This window comes from Streptomyces sirii (assembly GCF_045690365.1).
GTDB lineage: Bacteria > Actinomycetota > Actinomycetes > Streptomycetales > Streptomycetaceae > Streptomyces > Streptomyces sirii.
The window spans coordinates 1,793,625-1,809,457 of the sequence record NZ_CP147982.1 but is presented as its reverse complement, the minus strand read 5'-3'; the positions used below and the strand labels follow the sequence as shown (position 1 = coordinate 1,809,457).

Genomic DNA, 15,833 nt, shown 5'->3' with positions numbered 1-15,833 from the left:
GGCCGCCGGGAGCCGCCCCCGTCGGTCCAGGACCGACGGGGGATCATGACCGTTCCAGATCGCCCGTCGCCGCGGGGGCCCCGCTCGCCGTACGCCCCGGGACCCGCAGCACCCGCGCGCCCACGACCAGGCCGAAAGCCAGCGCGGTGACCAGCGCGAACGACATCGTCAGCGAGGTCGCCTGGGCGATCCCGCCGATGGCGGACGGGGCGATCAGGCCGGAGGTGTAGGTGATCGTGGCGACGCCCGCGATGGCCTGGCTGGGAGCCGGGCCGCTGCGGCCGGCTGCCGCGAAGGCCAGCGGCACCACGACCGCGATGCCCAGGCCCATGAGGCCGAAGCCCGCCATGGCCGTCGCCGGATGCCGCGCGGTGACGATCAGCAGCCCGCCGGCCGCCGCCAGCGCACCGCCGGTGCGTACCGTGCGCACCGCGCCGAAGCGGGCCACCACCTTGTCGCCGGCCAGTCGCGCCACGGCCATGGTGCAGGCGAAGACGGTGGTCGAGGCGGCCGCCAGGCCCGCGTCGGTGCCCAGCCGGTCGCGGAGGTAGACCGCAGACCAGTCCAGGGCGGCGCCCTCGGCGAAGACCGCGCAGAACCCGATCGCCCCGATGACCAGCGCCGATTTCGGCGGCAGCGCGAAGCGCGGCGGCGGATGCTCCTCGGGGCCGCTGCGCAGGTCCAGGACGCCCTGGCAGGCGAGCGCGCCGAGCAGGGTCAGCACGAGTGCGGCACCGGCCAGGTGCAGCCGGGCGTCCCATCCGGCGTGTGCGGCGACCGTGCCGGCCGCCGAGCCGAGCAGTGCGCCGGCGCTCCACATGCCGTGCAGCCCCGACATGATCGGCCGGCCGAGCCGGTCCTCGGTCTGAACGCCCAGCGCGTTCATCGCCACATCCGACATCCCGGAGGCCGCCCCGTACGCCAGCAGCGCCGCGCCCAGCGTGTACAGGCCGGGGGAGAGGGCGGGCAGGACCAGGGACAGGGTCCACAGCGCGAGCAGGCCGCGCAGCGCGGCGCGGGCGCCGAAGCGGTGGCTGATCCGGCCGGCCAGCGGCATCGCCAGGGACGCGCCGATCGCCGGGAAGGCCAGGGCCAGGCCCAGCTGGCCCGGGGAGATGCCGGTGTGGTCCTGGATCCAGGGGATGCGGGTGGCGAAGTTGCCGGTGACGGAGCCGTGGATGAGGAAGACCAGGGCGACGGCCCGGCGTGCGCGGCGCAGTCCGTCGCGGGGGAGGGGGGTGGCGTCGTCGGGGACGCCGTTGCCAGCCATGCGGCGTAAACTATCAGGAAGCCTGCCTGATAATAAGGGTGCCGATCCGGCCGGATGAAAGGATCCCGTCATGCATCCACCGCGCGCGGCGGCCGCCGGCCGCACCGCCTCCCCGACCACCGCTCGGCTGATCAACGATCGGCTGGCGCTGCAACTCCTGCAGTCCGATGGGCCGCTGACGGCAGGTCAGCTCAAGACGTTGACCGGTCTGTCCCGGCCGACGGTGGCGGATCTCGTCGAGCGCCTCCAGGCGGCCGGGCTGATCGCCGTCGTGGGGGAGAGCGGGGCGCAGCGGCGCGGGCCCAACGCCCGGCTCTACGGGATCGTCGCCGACCGGGCCCATCTCGTCGGCCTCGATCTGCGCACGCACAGCGTCACCGTCGCGGTCGCCGACCTGCTGGGCCGGGTACGCGCCGAGCGCACCGCCCCCATCGGCGCGGACGACACCCCGGACGCGGCGGTCGCCACCGCCCTCGTCGCGGTGGACAAGGCCCTGGCCGCGGCCGGCGCCGAGGCGCCGCACACCCTAGCGGTCGGCGCCCCCGGCCTGGTCGACCCCGCGACCGGGCGGCTCGGCGCTACCGACTGGATCTCGTCCTGGCACGCCGCCCTGGTCGGCGCGCTGCGCGAGCGGACGGCGGCGCCGGTCCTGCTGGAGAACGAGGTCAACCTCGCGGCCATCGCGGAGCGGCGCGACGGGGCGGCCCGCGACCGCGACACCTTCGTACTGCTCTGGCTGGGCCACGGCACCGGCGCCGCGGTCGTCCTGGACGGCGCGCTGCGGCGCGGCGCATCGGGAGGCGCCGGCGAGATCGGCTTTCTGCCCGTCCCCGGCACCCGAGCGCTGCCGTCCGCGAGCGGCTGCGACGGCGGCTTCCACTCCCTGGCGGGCTCCGCCGCCCTCTGCGCACTCGCGGCGGAGCACGGCATCCGGCCCTTGGCGGAGGAGGCGGCGGACCGCGGCCCCCTCGCGGACTCGCCGCCCGCCGAGGCCCTGGTCCGCGCCGCCGTGGCCGACGGTGACGCCGGCGCCGGGTTCCTCGACGCGCTGGCCGCGCGGATCGCCCTCGGCGCCGCCGCCGTCTGCGCGGTGCTCGACCCCGGCTGCGTGGTGCTCGGCGGCGAGATCGGCCGGGCCGGCGGCGACCCGCTCGCCGACCGGGTCGCGGACCGCCTGGCCCGCCTCTCCCCGCTGCGTACCGACGTACGCGCGGGGACCGTCGGCGGGCGCGCGGTGCTGCTCGGCGCGGTGCTCGCCGCATGCGACGCCGCCCAGAACGAGCTGTTCGGCCCCGCGGCGGGCGGATAGGGCGACCGGGCCCGGTCGGGTGAACCGGGGCCCCACAAGCGCTACCCCGCCCGCTCCGCCAAGAACTCGGCGTAGGTGCGCAGCCCCTCGGCGTGCTCCGGTGTGAGGTTTCCGCCGCGGCGCAGCGCGGCGGCGGCCGCGCCCGGCAGCCACACCGGCAGCAGCAGCCGGCGCCGCCCGCCGGCCGTCAGCGTGGCGCGGGCGAGATCCCGGGCCGTCAGTACCTCGGGGCCGCCCATGTCCGGGACCCGCCCGGCCGGTGCCCCGGCCGCCAACTCGGCCAGCCGGTCGGCCACTTCGCGCACCTCGACCGGCTGCACCCGTACGCCCGGCGGCACCGGCAGCACCGGCGAGCGGGCGCCCGCCTTGACCAGCTGGAGCACCAGATCGTGGAACTGCGTCGTCCGCAGCACCGTCCAGCCGACGCCGGAGTCCGCGATCAGCCGCTCCACCGCGAGCTTGGTGCGGTAGTAGCGCAGCGGTACCCGGTCCACGCCGACGATCGAGATGTAGAGCAGATGCCGCACGCCGGCCCTCCGGGCAGCGTCGAGCAGTCGGCCGGCGGCCTCCGTGTCGCCGCCGGTCGGTGCCGTCGCGCAGTGCACGACCGTGTCCACGCCGGCCAGCGCCTCGGCCAGACCGGTGCCGTCGCGCAGATCGACCGCGTACGACCGCAGGCGCGGCCGCTCGGTACCGGTGTGCGGGCGCCGGCTCAGCGAGCGGACGTCATGGCCGTCTTCGAGCAGCCGGTCGATCAGCGGCCGCCCGAGCGTGCCCGTGCCGCCGGTCACCAGAATTGTCGCCATCAGGGATCAGTCCTCGGGGTGTGCGGGGATGCGTACGTACGGAAGACGGGCGCGTGCCGTCCCCGCTATGACGGATCAGCCGCACCGGCCGTGACACCTGCGACGCGCCGGGAGCTGTGAGGCAGCCCACAGGGCTTCGCTCGCATGGCCGACGATCGGCCGTGGCACACTGAAGCTGTACTGACATAAGAGCAGCAGCGCACTCCGGGGTCGGTGTAATTCCGAACCGGCGGTTATAGTCCGCGACCCGTCCGCAGCCAGCGGCCGGTTGAGCAGGTGAAATTCCTGCACCGACGGTGAAAGTCCGGATGGGAGGCAGTGCGCGGCGGGCGAGCATCGGTACACCGCCGTCGGTGGCGCGTCCGGGTCGTTTCCCGGGTGAGCCCTCTTTTCCGGCCTCGGTGTCACCGTTGTGCGTTTCCGCTTCTGTCGTCCTGACAGCCCCGGAGTCCGTGCCTGAAAGAGGCAGGAGGACCCGGTGGCCACCGCAGCCCCCGTCGAGACCGCGGCGATGCGCCGAGCCATCGAGCTCGCCGCGCGCGGCCTCGGGCACACCAGCCCCAACCCCGTCGTGGGCTGTGTCGTCCTGGACTCCGCGGGCCGTACGGTGGGCGAGGGCTGGCACCAGCGGGCCGGCGGGCCGCATGCCGAGGTCCACGCCCTGCGCGCCGCCGGTGAGCGGGCCCGCGGCGGCACCGCACTGGTCACCCTCGAACCCTGCAACCACACCGGTCGCACCGGCCCCTGCGCCCAGGCGCTGATCGACGCCGGCATCGCCCGGGTCGTCTACGCCGTCTCCGACCCCAACCCGACCGCCACCGGCGGCGCCGTCACCCTGGCCGAGGCCGGCGTCGACGTCGAGGGCGGGCTGCTCGCCGACGAGGCCGCGGCCGGCAACGAGGCCTGGCTGACCGCCGTGCTGCGCCACCGCCCCTTCGTGCTGTGGAAGTACGCCGCCACCCTCGACGGCCGGATCGCCGCCGCCGACGGCACCAGCCGCTGGATCTCCTCGCCCCGGTCGCGCGCCGACGTGCACCGGCTGCGGGCCGCCGCGGACGCCGTGATCGTCGGCTCCGGCACCGCCCGCGCCGACGATCCGCAGCTCGCCGCCCGGGTCGACGGGCTGACCGACGACGAGATCAGCCAGCCGCTGCGGGTCGTCGTCGACTCCGGCGCCACCGCCGTCAAGGCCGGCGCCCGCGTCCTGGACGGCGCCGCGCCCACCCTGATCGCGGTCGCCGAGGACGCCGACGCCGCCCACCTCGAAGGCCTCGCCCCGCTGGTCCGGCTGCCGCGTGCCGCCGACGGGCGCGGGCTGTCCGTCCCCGCACTGCTCAAGGCCCTGTACGCGCGCGATGTCCGCTCCGTACTGCTCGAAGGCGGGCCCACGCTCGCCGGGGCCTTCCTCGCCGCCCAGGCCGTCGACAAGGTCGTCGGCTATCTCGCGCCGGTGCTGCTCGGCGCCGGGCCGGCCGCCGTCGGCGACGCCGGAATCACCACCATCGCCCAGGCGTTGCGCCTCGACGTGACCGACACCGAACGACTCGGCCCCGATCTGCGCATCACCGCCACTCCCATCCGCCACACCCTCCACGAGGAGAACTGAAGTGTTCACCGGAATCGTCGAAGAACTGGGTGAGGTCGTCGCCATCGAGGACCTCGGCGACAGCTCCCGCTTCCGACTGCGCGGCCCCGTCGTCACCGAAGACGCCAAGCACGGCGACTCGATCGCCGTCAACGGCGTCTGCCTGACCGTCGTGGAAACCGCCGACGGTGAATTCACCGCCGATGTGATGGCCGAGACCCTCGACCGCTCCAGCCTCGGCGCGCTGAGCGCCGGCTCGCGGGTGAACCTGGAGCGCCCGATGGCGCTCGGCGGACGGCTGGGCGGGCACCTGGTCCAGGGCCATGTGGACGGCACCGGCACCATCGTCGAGCGCACCCCCGCCGAGCACTGGGAGATCGTCAAGATCGCGCTGCCGGCCGCACTGGCCCGTTACGTCGTCGAGAAGGGCTCCATCACCGTCGACGGCGTCAGCCTCACCGTCGTCGACGCCGCCGACGACTACTTCACCATCAGCCTCATCCCCACCACCCTCGCCCTGACCACCCTGGGCATCAAGAAGCCCGGCGATCCGGTCAACCTGGAGGTCGACGTCCTGGCGAAGTACGTCGAGCGGCTGCTCACCCGGGGCACGCCGCAGGCCGCGGACGTGACGGACGTCGAGGAGATCAAGGAGATGGACCGGTGAGCGTCCTCGACCCGCTGAACGGCGTGGCCTTCACCGCCTTCGGCCAGCACGTCATCTGGTCGGACATGATCGGCAACACCATCGGTCTGGCCGCCCTGGCGCTCGGCTGGCGGCGCTCGATCTGGACCTGGCCCGCTCAGTTCCTCTCCGGCGTCATCCTCGTCGCCGCCTATGCCTCCGCCCACCTCAGCGGCGGCGTCGGCAAGCAACTCCTCGTCATGGGCGTGGCGTTGTGGGGCTGGCGGCAGTGGCAGCGCGGCCGGCGGCAGGCGCAGGACGGCTCCATCGCCGTACGTTTCGCCGGCTGGCGCGAGCGGGCCGTACTGCTGGGCGGCACGGCCCTGGGCACCGCGGCCGTCGGCACGCTCTTCACCCTGATCCCCCAGCTGTCCTGGAACCCCTGGCCGGACGCCTACATCTTCGTCGGCACGCTCGCCGCGATGGTCGCCCAGGCCCGCGGACTGGTGGAGTTCTGGTTCGCCTGGCTGCTGGTCGACGTGGTCGGCGTCCCGCTCGCCTTCAGCAGCGGCCTGGCCTTCTCCGGCCTCGTCTACGTCGTCTATCTCGCCCTCGTCGTGTGGGGAATGCGCGACTGGTGGCTGCGCTCGCGCATCGCCGACCGCACCGTCCTGGAAGGAGCAGCGGCATGACCGCACTGCAGAGCTGGTACGACGCCGAAGCCGACGGCTCACTCGCGCTCGATCCCGTCGAGCAGGCCATCGCCGATATCGCCGCCGGACGCCCGGTCGTCGTCGTGGACGACGAGAACCGCGAGAACGAGGGCGACCTCGTCATCGCCGCGGAGAAGGCCACCCCCGAGATCGTCGCCTTCATGATGAGCGAGTGCCGCGGACTGATCTGCGCCCCCATGGAGGGCCCGGAACTGGACCGCCTGGAACTCCCGCAGATGGTCGAGCACAACACCGAGTCGATGCGGACCGCCTTCACCGTCTCCGTCGACGCCACCGCCGCGCACGGCGTGTCCACCGGCATCTCCGCCGCCGACCGCGCCACCACCCTGCGGCTGCTCGCCTCCGGGGAGTCGGTGGCCGGCGACTTCGTCCGGCCCGGCCACATCTTCCCGCTGCGCGCCCGGCCCGGCGGAGTACTCGTCCGCAACGGCCACACCGAGGCCGGTGTCGACCTCGCCCGGCTGGCCGGACTGCGCCCGGCCGCCGCCATCGTGGAGATCGCCGGCGAGGACGGCACCATGTTGCGGCTGCCCGAGCTGGTGCCGTTCGCCCGCAAGCACGGCCTGTCGATCATCTCCATCGAGGACCTGGTCGCCTACCGGCAGTCGTCCGAGCCGACCGTCCGCCGCGAGGCCACCACCCGGCTGCCCACCGCGCACGGCGAGTTCACCGCGTACGGATACCGCTCCACGGCCGACGGAGTGGAGCACATCGCGCTGGTCGCGGGCGAGGTCGGCGACGGCGAGGACGTCCTGGTCCGGGTCCACTCCGAGTGCCTGACCGGCGATGTCTTCCACTCCCTGCGCTGCGACTGCGGCCCCCAGCTGGAGGCCTCGCTGCAGCGGATCGCCGAGGCCGGCCGCGGTGTGGTGATCTACCTCCGCGGCCACGAGGGACGCGGCATCGGGCTGCTGTCCAAGCTGCGCGCCTACGAACTCCAGGAGCGCGGCCGCGACACCCTGGACGCCAACCTCGAACTGGGGCTGCCCGCCGACTCCCGCGACTACGCCGCGGGGGCGCAGATGCTCCAGGACCTCGGCGTGCGCTCGCTGCGCCTGATGACCAACAACCCCGACAAGACCGCGGCCCTGGTGCGGCACGGCCTGAAGGTCACCGGCCGCGAGCCGATGGCCGTCCAGGCCGGCGAGCACAACCTGCGGTATCTGCGCACCAAGCGGGACCGGATGGGCCACGACCTGCCCTGGCTGCCCGGTGCGGGCACCGCTCCCCAAGCTTTCGAATCTGGTCGAGCAGGGGAGGCCCCCCTCACCGGAGCGGCTGACGCCACGCCCCCGGCTGACGCCACGACCTGCGACAACCAGTAGCCCCGGCCCTCCGGCGGCTACGTCCCCCGACACCACCGACGACGTCACCACCATCGACCACCATCACCCGTACGAGGAGAACCGTGAGCGGCAAGGGCGCACCCGAACTGACCGTGAAGAACTGTGGCGACCTGCGGGTGGCCGTCATCGCGGCGCAATGGCACGAACAGGTGATGGACGGCCTCGTGGACGGTGCGCTGCGCGCCCTGAACGAGCTGGGCATCAGCGAGCCCACGCTGCTGCGGGTGCCCGGCGCCTTCGAGCTGCCGGTCGTCGCCAAGGTCCTGGCGGGCCGCGGCTATGACGCGGTGGTCGCCCTCGGCGTGGTCATCAAGGGCGGCACCCCGCACTTCGACTACGTCTGCCAGGGCGTCACCCAGGGCCTGACCCAGGTCTCGGTCGACACCGGCGTCCCCGTCGGCTTCGGCGTGCTGACCTGCGACACCGAGCAGCAGGCGCTGGACCGCGCGGGCCTGGAGGGTTCCTCCGAGGACAAGGGGCACGAAGCGGTCACCGCCGCGGTCGCCACCGCCGCGACGCTGCGCACCGTGTCAGAGCCCTGGCGCTGACGGGAGGGGACGACCGCGTAGGGTGGTGACCATCATGTCCAAGAAGACGTTCGAGGAGCTCTTCGCCGAGCTCCAGCAGAAGGCCGCCACCGGCGACCCCGCCACCTCCCGTACCGCCGAGCTGGTGCAGGCCGGTGTCCATACGATCGGCAAGAAGGTCGTCGAGGAGGCCGCCGAAGTCTGGATGGCCGCCGAGTACGAATCCCATGAGGCGGCCGCCGAGGAGATCTCGCAGCTCCTCTACCACCTCCAGGTCATGATGGTCGCCAAGGGCATCTCCCTCGACGACGTCTACGCCCACCTCTGATCCCCCTTCCCGGCACCCGCCCAACACCCTTCAGCTGCAAAGGAACTCTCTCTCATGCTGCGCATCGCCGTCCCCAACAAGGGTTCACTGTCCGAGCCTGCGTCGGCGATGCTCCATGAGGCCGGCTACCGCCAGCGCAAGGACCGCAGGGAACTGGTCCTGGTCGACGCCGAGAACGAGGTCGAGTTCTTCTTCCTGCGCCCGCGCGACATCGCGGTCTACGTCGGCTCCGGAAAGCTCGACATCGGCATCACCGGCCGCGACCTGCTGCTGGACTCCGGAGCCGACGCCGAGGAGATCCTCCAGCTCGGCTTCGCGGGCTCGACGTTCCGCTACGCCACCCGCCCGGGTACCGCCAAGGACGTCAGCGAGTTCGGCGGCATGACGATCGCGACCTCCTTCGCCGGCCTGGTCACCCAGCACCTCGCCGACAACGGCGTGGACGCCTCCGTCGTCCACCTCGACGGCGCGGTGGAGACCGCCATCCAGCTCGGGGTCGCCCAGATCATCGCCGACGTGGTGGAGACCGGCACCACCCTGCGCAACGCCGGGCTGGAGATCATCGGCGAGCCGATCCTGAAGTCCGAGGCCGTGGTCATCCGCGGCACCGGCGCGCCGGACGACGACCCGAAGGTCCGCCAGTTCCTCCGCCGCATGCAGGGCGTCCTGGTGGCCCGCCGCTACGTGATGATGGACTACGACATCCGCGTCGAGCACGTCGAGAAGGCCGTGGCCCTCACGCCCGGTCTGGAGTCGCCGACGGTCTCCCCGCTGCACCACGAGGGCTGGGTCGCGGTCCGCTCGATGGTCCCCTCCAAGGACGCCCAGCGGATCATGGACGAGCTCTACGACCTCGGTGCCCGCGCCATCCTCACCACCGGCATCCACGCCTGCCGGCTGTGACCCGCCCGGCCTGACCACCCGTACGCACCGACCCGCCCCCGACGGAAGACCGACGACGTGTCCGCGGCACCCCAGCCTTCTCTGCCCAGCCTCCCGGTGACCTTCCGGCCGACCCGCACCCGGATCGTCCTGTACACCGTCGCCATCGCCCAGTTCGTCGCCCTCGCGGCCATCGCACTGGCGCTGCCGAAGCTGAGCGGCGGCGAGCGGTTCAGCTTCGTGGCCACCGGAATGCTGGTCGGGGCCGTCCTCCTGCTGCTCAGCCGCCCCAAGGTGGTCGCGCGGCAGGAGGGCGTCACGGTCGTCAACCTCACCACCAAGCGCGAGCTGGCCTGGGCACAGGTCGTCCGCGTCAACCTCCGGTTGGGCGACCCCTGGGTCCACCTCGACCTCGCCGACGGCACCAGCCTGCCCGCGATGGGAATCCAGCCCGGCATCGCCAGGGACCAGGCCATCCGGGACGCCCGCGCGCTGCGCGACCTCACCGAGAAGCATGGTGCGCTCGACCACACGGCCGGGTGAGCCTGCCCTAATCCGGGCCCCGCTGTTTACTCTGTTCCCCGGGGTGCACTCTGCACCCTGCCCCCCTGTGGGCCCGATGCGACCCGAGGAGTGACTCCCTCCGGCAATGGACGGATCGTCCTGTAGTACCTGCGCCGCCCCTCCCCAACCCCCGCATACCACGGAGGCGGCGGCATGACCGGCCCCCTGCTGCTGCTCGCGGCGGCTCTCGTTCTGATCCTGGCCAACGGCTTCTTCGTCGCCGCCGAGTTCGGCCTCGTCACCGTCGAGAAGGCGGACGCCGAACGCGCCGCGGCCGACGGCGACCCCCGCGCCGACACCGTCGTCTCCGCACTGCGGGAACTCTCCTTCCAGCTGTCCGGAACCCAACTCGGCATCACGATCACCTCCTTGGTGGTCGGCATGCTCGCCGAGCCGGCGCTGGCCGACCTGCTGTCCGGCCCGCTGCTCGCGCTCGGCCTGCCCAAGGGCGCGGTCCCCGGCATCGCCGTCGTCATCGGGATGCTGCTGGCCTCCGCCGTCCAGATGGTCATCGGCGAGCTGGTGCCCAAGAACTGGGCGGTCTCCAAGCCACTGCAGGTCGCACGCTTCGTGGCCGGCCCCCAGCGGGCCTTCTCCCGCTTCTTCCGTCCGGTGATCACGCTGCTGAACACCGTCGCCAACCGCCTGGTACGCGCCCTCGGCGTGGAGCCCACCGACGAGCTGGCCTCCGCCCGCACCCCCGGCGAACTGGTCTCGCTGGCCCGGCACTCCGCCCGCGCCGGCGCCATCGAGCAGGACACCGCCGACCTCTTCGTGCGCACCCTCTCGCTGGGCGATCTGACCGCGGAGAACGTCATGACGCCGCGCGTACGGGTCAGCGCCCTCCAGGCGACCGCGACCGCCGAGGACGTGGTCAACCTCACCCGCGCCACCGGCCTGTCCCGCTTCCCCGTCTACCACACCCGCCTCGACGAGGTCGTCGGCATGGTGCACCTCAAGGACGCACTGGCCGTCCCCGCACACGACCGGCTGCGCACACCGGCGGGCCGGATCGCGGTGCCGCCGCTGCTGGTCCCCGAGACGCTGCCGGTGCAGCCGCTGCTGGAGCGGCTGCGCAGCGAACAGCCGATAGCGGTGGTCGTCGACGAGTACGGCGGCACGGCCGGCGTGGTCACGCTGGAGGACATCATCGAGGAGCTGGTCGGCGAGGTCCGCGACGAGCACGACGGGGTGGACCTGCCCGAACTGGGGCAGGCCCCGCCCGAGGAGGGTCGCCCCACCTGGGACGCCGACGGCGGCTGCCGGGTGGACACCCTGCGGCGGATCGGCCTGGACGCCCCGCAAGGACCGTACGAGACGGTGGCAGGACTCGTGGCACACATACTCGGCCGGATCCCGGCCCCCGGCGACACCGCGGAGCTCGACGGCTGGCGGCTGCGGGTGCGGCTGGTGTCGCACCACCGCGCCGAGCGGATAAGGCTGGTGCAGACCGCCTCGGCCGTCCCCGCCGCGCCCGCCGCCCGTGAGCCCGCCGCGGCCGGTGCGGAGGTGGCCCGATGAGCCTGGCCCAGCTGCTCTTCGCGGTGCTGCTCGTCCTCACCAACGGCTTCTTCGTCGGCGCCGAGTTCGCCCTGGTCTCGGTACGCCGCTCCCAGATCGAACCGCTGGCCACGGAAGGCTCCAAACGAGCCCGGCAGGTGCTGCACGGGCTGGAGAACCTCCCGCAGATGATGGCCGCCGCCCAGTTCGGCATCACCGTCTGCTCCCTGACCCTCGGCGCGGTCGCCGAACCGACCGTCGCCCACCTCCTGGAGCCGCTCTTCGAGGCGGTCCACCTCCCCGCCGCGCTGATCCACCCGCTCGGCTACGTCATAGCCCTCGCGCTGGTGGTCTTCCTCCACCTCGTCATCGGCGAGATGGTGCCCAAGAACCTGGCGATGGCGGCGCCCGAGAAGACCGCCCTGTGGTTCAGCCCCGGGCTGGTCGCCTTCGCCCGGCTGTGCCGCCCGGTGACGGCCTTCCTCGGCGCCTGCGCCCACGGTGTGCTGCGGCTCTTCCGCGTCGAGCCGAAGGACGAGGTCGAGGCGGTCTTCACCAGCGAGCAGCTGACCCATCTCGTCGAGGACTCCGGCCAGGCGGGCCTGCTCGAACCGGCCGAACAGGAGCGCCTCTCCGACGTCCTGGAGCTGGGCAGCCGCCCCGTCACCGACGTCCTCCTCGACCGGGCCGGCCTGGTCACGGTCGATCCGACGGTGACGCCCCGCCAGGTGGAGGAGCTGACCGTGCGCACCGGCTACTCCCGCTTCCCGGTCTGCGCGCCCGGCGGCGCGTACATGGGCTATCTGCACGTCAAGGACGTCCTCGACCTGGAGGAGCGCGACCGCGCGGTGCCCCAGCGGGTCTGGCATCCGATGACCACGCTGCGGGCCGAGCTCCCCCTCGACGACGCCCTGACGGCGATGCGCCGCGCCGCCTCCCATCTGGCGGCGGTCGCCGACCCGGCCGGCCGGGTCCTCGGCCTGGTCGCCCTGGAGGACGTACTGGAGATGCTGGTCGGCGAGGTGCGCGACCCGTCGCACCGCCAGGCGCCCGCGTCCCGGGGACGCGGCGAGGCGGCGGGCGTGCGCGAGGCGCAGGGCCGCGTCACCGAGCCCCGTGAGGAGGCCGCGCTGCCGGCGGAGGACCGGGCGCTGGCCGGCTGAGCCGGCGGTACGCGGTGCCGTCGCGGTGGCAGGGCCGCCGCCGCGACGGCGCTCACCGGCCCGGTGTGTCCGGCCCCCGCCCCGACAGGACCTCTCCGTACGCCTGCATCAGATCCGGCAGCCGCAGGGTCGCCAGGTCGTCCCGGGTGGGCGTGCCGCGCCACGTGGACAGCCGCAGATCGCGGTAGGCGCAGCTCTTCTCGTACAGGGTGCGCAGGAAGCGGCCGTTGCCCAGCTCGTCGATCCAGCCCTGGTCGACGACGTGGCCGCTGATGCTGCACAGCTCGTCGCGGGCCTCCTCGTCCCAGCGGTCGCCGTTCTCGGCGGCCAGCACCTCGCCGATGGCGGTCAGCTCCAGCGGCCGGTAGCTCGGGAAGTCGACGCGGCTGGTGAAGCGGGAGGACAGCCCCGGGTTGGCGGCCAGCAGCCGGTCCATGCCCTCCGGGTAGCCCGCCAGGATCACCACGAGCCGGTCGCGGTTGTCCTCGGCGCGCTTGAGCAGCACCTGCAGCGCCTCGTCGCCGTACGCGTCGCCCTTGCTGTAGCCGGAGTTGGACAGGCTGTACGCCTCGTCGACGAACAGCACCCCGCCCAGCGCCGAGTCGATCAGCTCGTTCGCCTTGACGGCCGTCTGGCCGAGGAACTCGCCGACCAGATCGGCACGTTGGGCCTCCACGAGATGGTCGCCGCCGAGCAGCCCCAGCGCGTAGAAGACCCGCCCGAGTATCCGGGCCACGGTGGTCTTGCCGGTGCCGGACGGACCGGAGAAGACGAAGTGCCGTTTCGGCGGCTGCACCGGCAGCCCCTGGCTCGCGCGCAGCCGCGCCATCCGCAACTGGGCCGACAGCGCTCGCACATGCCGCTTGACCGGCTCCATGCCGACCATCCGCTCCAGCTCGGCCAGCGCCTTCTCCAGGAGGACGGGGTCGGCGGGTCCGGCGGGCAGGCGCTCGGCCCCGCGCGGTCCGGGCGCCGCGGCCTTGACCCGGGCGGCCGCGTCGCCGCCCACCGGCGGGCCGCCGACCAGCTCGTCGTCCGGCCCCTCCGGCTCGCCGGTCGCCAGCAGCTCCCGGCCGTCGACCGGATCGAGCGGCGCCAGCGGGTCCAGATCGCCGCCGGCCTCCTGGCCGAGCCCGGACGCGGTGACCGCTGCGAGGTCCGCTTCCTCGTCGAGGCCGTCCACCTCGGCGATGGCGGCGAGCCGCGCCGCGGTGTCCATGAACGCCGGGTCGACGCGGTGCACCGCCCGGTAGAGGGGGAGCGCCGCGGCGCTGCGGCCGGTGCCCTCGTGGGCCCGGGCGAGCCAGTAGCGCAGCTCCTTGCGCTGCGGCTGCTCACTGCGGCAGCGCATCAGCGCGGCGGACAGCAGCGGCTCGGCCTGTCCGTACATCTCCAGCCGCACCCGCGCCATCCCGCCGAAGAGCCCGGACTCGATGCCCAGCACCGGATCGCCCAGCAGCGGCTCGGTGTGTCGTACGAGCTGGTCCCAGTCCTTGACGAGATAGGCCCGGCAGGCGTGCAGAAAGCGCACCTGGGGATCGGTGTCCACCGGCGGGCAGCCGGCCAGCGCCTGGTCCAACTCGGCGACATGGCGGCCGTCGAGCCAGTGCGAGGCGTGCGCGAGCAGCAGATCGCGCGGGGTCTCCAGCACCGGCTGCACCCACCATCCCAGCCAGTACCAGGAGTTGAGGGTGCGTCGGTGGCGGCTGCGCATCTCGCCGAACCGGTCCCGGTGCCGATGCATCCTCAGCAGCGCGATGGAGGTGTCGGCACGCAGCGCGTGCAGGCCGAGCCAGGCGTCGGCCATCGCGGGATCGAGCCGTACCGCGGCCCGGAACTCCTCCTCCGCCTGCGGGTATGCGCCCACGGTGTAGGCGTCGACCGCGCGCAGCCAGGCGAGCTCGGCCGGGGCGGGCGAACCCTGAGTTCCGAATTCCATCCGTCCCCCCACAAAACGTCCCCCGTGTGTGCCGCCGGGCGAGTGCCCACCGCCGCCGTGCGAACCGGCGTGCGGACAACGGGAGTTGACGTCATCGCGCACTTCGGTCCCGTGGCCTGCGGTGGCACGGACTCGCATCGTACCTGCGGGATCGGTGCAGTCCGTAGAGGGCGGTACGGGGCAAGAGCGGACGACTTGACGCGACTTGACGGCGCGAAGAATGCGGTGACCCAGGGTGAGGGGGAGGGGAGGCGCATCGTCGGCGAGAGGTGATTCAACGCAGAACGAAGCCCCCGATCACGGGGGAACAACCGGGGGCTTCGCATCTGCGGGCGGTCCGTAGAACCGCACATTGAGAACGTAAGTCCTGTACGCCCCCCAGGTCAAGCCGAGTTGGGGCACTCGGCGGGACCCTGTCGGCGTGTTCCGGCGCGTCGGACAAGGTCTGCTACGGAGCGTGAACTGCGGGGCTGCTCACCGGTCCGCAGAAGGCCCCACACGTACCTCGTATCCCAACTCCACCTGGTGCACCAGGAAATCGGCGTAGGGGCGCGAAGGATCGCGCGCGAAGTGCGCGCGCTCCGCCGGAATCCAGCCACTCCAGAAGGCGGAGAGGTCCGGTCCGTCCCGGAGTCGCCCTCTTTCCCACGAGTGCTCGCTCGCCAGTTCCATCCACAGCAGGCAAGCCAGATGCGGCCGCAGCGCCCGCCGACCCGCCCCGACGCCCTCGATCAGCACCACCGGCGCGGGCGCCAGCGCGCGCTCCTCGGCGAACTCCCCGCGCACCCAGTCGTACACCCCGTACCGCGCCGTCTCGGCCCGGGACAGCGGGTCCAGCACCTGCGTCCGGAACCGCTCGCTCCAGGCGAACAGCTCCTCATGGGTCGCCAGATCGTCGGTGTGCACCACCGGCGCGTCGTCCAGCGCCGCGGCCAGCCGCCCGGCGAAGGTGCTCTTGCCCGACCCCGCGTGCCCGTCCACCGCGATCAGCCGCACCGGCCCGCAGGAGGGCGGCAGGGCGCGCACTCGGGCGGCGAGCGGGGCCAGGTCACGTTCCATCGCGCCAGCGTACGCCGCGGGCCCGTGCCGTCCGGATGCCAGTGGTCCACACCAATATTCATGGGGCGACGCGCGCCGCGGCCGCTTCCGAAGCCCGTCCGGAACGGCAATAGTTGAGCCACTGCCGATCAGCCCGTGCCCGCCCGCCGTCCCGGCCCGACCCCTCGCACCCGATCGCACGCATCCGACTGGGGGA

General features: G+C 73.2%; 15 protein-coding genes and 1 riboswitch. Of the genes, 11 read left to right on the top strand and 4 right to left on the bottom strand.

All coding sequences use genetic code 11. The features are described 5' to 3' along the window. Nucleotides 1-43 precede the first annotated feature (43 nt). Entirely contained in the window at nucleotides 44-1,270 is a 1,227-nt protein-coding gene (locus WAB15_RS08150) for an MFS transporter (RefSeq protein ID WP_407285833.1), read from the bottom strand. 70 nt (nucleotides 1,271-1,340) lie between these two features. Between WAB15_RS08150 and WAB15_RS08145 the strand changes: the two genes are divergently transcribed. Next, nucleotides 1,341-2,579, top strand: coding sequence for an ROK family transcriptional regulator (locus WAB15_RS08145; protein ID WP_399144056.1), 1,239 nt, complete (start codon nucleotides 1,341-1,343; stop codon nucleotides 2,577-2,579). Between the two features lie 41 nt (nucleotides 2,580-2,620). On the opposite strand, the gene WAB15_RS08140 is transcribed toward WAB15_RS08145, so the two are convergent. Then, nucleotides 2,621-3,385 carry an SDR family oxidoreductase gene (locus tag WAB15_RS08140; RefSeq protein ID WP_407285832.1) on the bottom strand — a complete coding sequence of 255 codons (765 nt, stop codon included), beginning with the start codon at nucleotides 3,383-3,385 and terminating at the stop codon, nucleotides 2,621-2,623. Nucleotides 3,386-3,580: 195 nt separating this feature from the next. Further along, a riboswitch (FMN riboswitch) is annotated at nucleotides 3,581-3,711 on the top strand. Between the two features lie 185 nt (nucleotides 3,712-3,896). Between WAB15_RS08140 and ribD the strand changes: the two genes are divergently transcribed. The 10 genes from ribD (at nucleotide 3,897) to WAB15_RS08090 (ending at nucleotide 12,639) form a co-directional block, all read left to right on the top strand. Then, on the top strand, nucleotides 3,897-4,991 hold the full coding sequence (gene ribD / locus WAB15_RS08135; protein WP_399144515.1) for a bifunctional diaminohydroxyphosphoribosylaminopyrimidine deaminase/5-amino-6-(5-phosphoribosylamino)uracil reductase RibD: 1,095 nt from the start codon (nucleotides 3,897-3,899) through the stop codon (nucleotides 4,989-4,991). A gap of 1 nt (nucleotide 4,992) precedes the next feature. Then, complete coding sequence (locus tag WAB15_RS08130; RefSeq protein ID WP_399144054.1) at nucleotides 4,993-5,637, top strand: riboflavin synthase; 645 nt, start codon at nucleotides 4,993-4,995, stop codon at nucleotides 5,635-5,637. Continuing rightward, the gene (locus WAB15_RS08125; protein ID WP_399144053.1) at nucleotides 5,634-6,287 is read left to right on the top strand and encodes a nicotinamide riboside transporter PnuC; all 654 of its coding nucleotides are present in this window, start codon (nucleotides 5,634-5,636) and stop codon (nucleotides 6,285-6,287) included. The genes WAB15_RS08130 and WAB15_RS08125 overlap by 4 nt, the downstream gene beginning before the upstream one ends. Next, entirely contained in the window at nucleotides 6,284-7,654 is a 1,371-nt protein-coding gene (locus WAB15_RS08120; protein ID WP_407285831.1) for a bifunctional 3,4-dihydroxy-2-butanone-4-phosphate synthase/GTP cyclohydrolase II, read from the top strand. Before WAB15_RS08125 ends, WAB15_RS08120 begins: the two co-directional genes overlap by 4 nt. Nucleotides 7,655-7,737: 83 nt before the next feature. Continuing rightward, nucleotides 7,738-8,223: a 6,7-dimethyl-8-ribityllumazine synthase gene (gene ribH, locus WAB15_RS08115; RefSeq protein ID WP_393495684.1), complete on the top strand. Its 486-nt coding sequence runs from the start codon at nucleotides 7,738-7,740 to the stop codon at nucleotides 8,221-8,223. Between the two features lie 34 nt (nucleotides 8,224-8,257). Then, nucleotides 8,258-8,530, top strand: a complete 273-nt coding sequence (locus tag WAB15_RS08110) for a phosphoribosyl-ATP diphosphatase (RefSeq protein WP_030412067.1) — start codon at nucleotides 8,258-8,260, stop codon at nucleotides 8,528-8,530. 54 nt (nucleotides 8,531-8,584) lie between these two features. Continuing rightward, nucleotides 8,585-9,433: an ATP phosphoribosyltransferase gene (gene hisG, locus WAB15_RS08105; protein ID WP_384485028.1), complete on the top strand. Its 849-nt coding sequence runs from the start codon at nucleotides 8,585-8,587 to the stop codon at nucleotides 9,431-9,433. A gap of 57 nt (nucleotides 9,434-9,490) precedes the next feature. Further along, on the top strand, nucleotides 9,491-9,955 hold the full coding sequence (locus WAB15_RS08100; RefSeq protein WP_399144051.1) for a PH domain-containing protein: 465 nt from the start codon (nucleotides 9,491-9,493) through the stop codon (nucleotides 9,953-9,955). A 174-nt stretch (nucleotides 9,956-10,129) separates the two neighbouring features. Then, complete coding sequence (locus WAB15_RS08095) at nucleotides 10,130-11,497, top strand: hemolysin family protein (RefSeq protein WP_407285830.1); 1,368 nt, start codon at nucleotides 10,130-10,132, stop codon at nucleotides 11,495-11,497. Continuing rightward, nucleotides 11,494-12,639: a hemolysin family protein gene (locus tag WAB15_RS08090; RefSeq protein ID WP_399144048.1), complete on the top strand. Its 1,146-nt coding sequence runs from the start codon at nucleotides 11,494-11,496 to the stop codon at nucleotides 12,637-12,639. The genes WAB15_RS08095 and WAB15_RS08090 overlap by 4 nt, the downstream gene beginning before the upstream one ends. Before the next feature lie 52 nt (nucleotides 12,640-12,691). Here the strand turns inward: WAB15_RS08090 and WAB15_RS08085 are convergent, their stop codons facing one another. Both WAB15_RS08085 and WAB15_RS08080 read right to left on the bottom strand, forming a co-directional pair. Beyond that, on the bottom strand, nucleotides 12,692-14,578 hold the full coding sequence (locus tag WAB15_RS08085) for an AAA family ATPase (protein WP_399144047.1): 1,887 nt from the start codon (nucleotides 14,576-14,578) through the stop codon (nucleotides 12,692-12,694). A gap of 474 nt (nucleotides 14,579-15,052) precedes the next feature. After that, complete coding sequence (locus tag WAB15_RS08080) at nucleotides 15,053-15,637, bottom strand: uridine kinase (RefSeq protein WP_407285829.1); 585 nt, start codon at nucleotides 15,635-15,637, stop codon at nucleotides 15,053-15,055. Nucleotides 15,638-15,833: the final 196 nt, after the last annotated feature.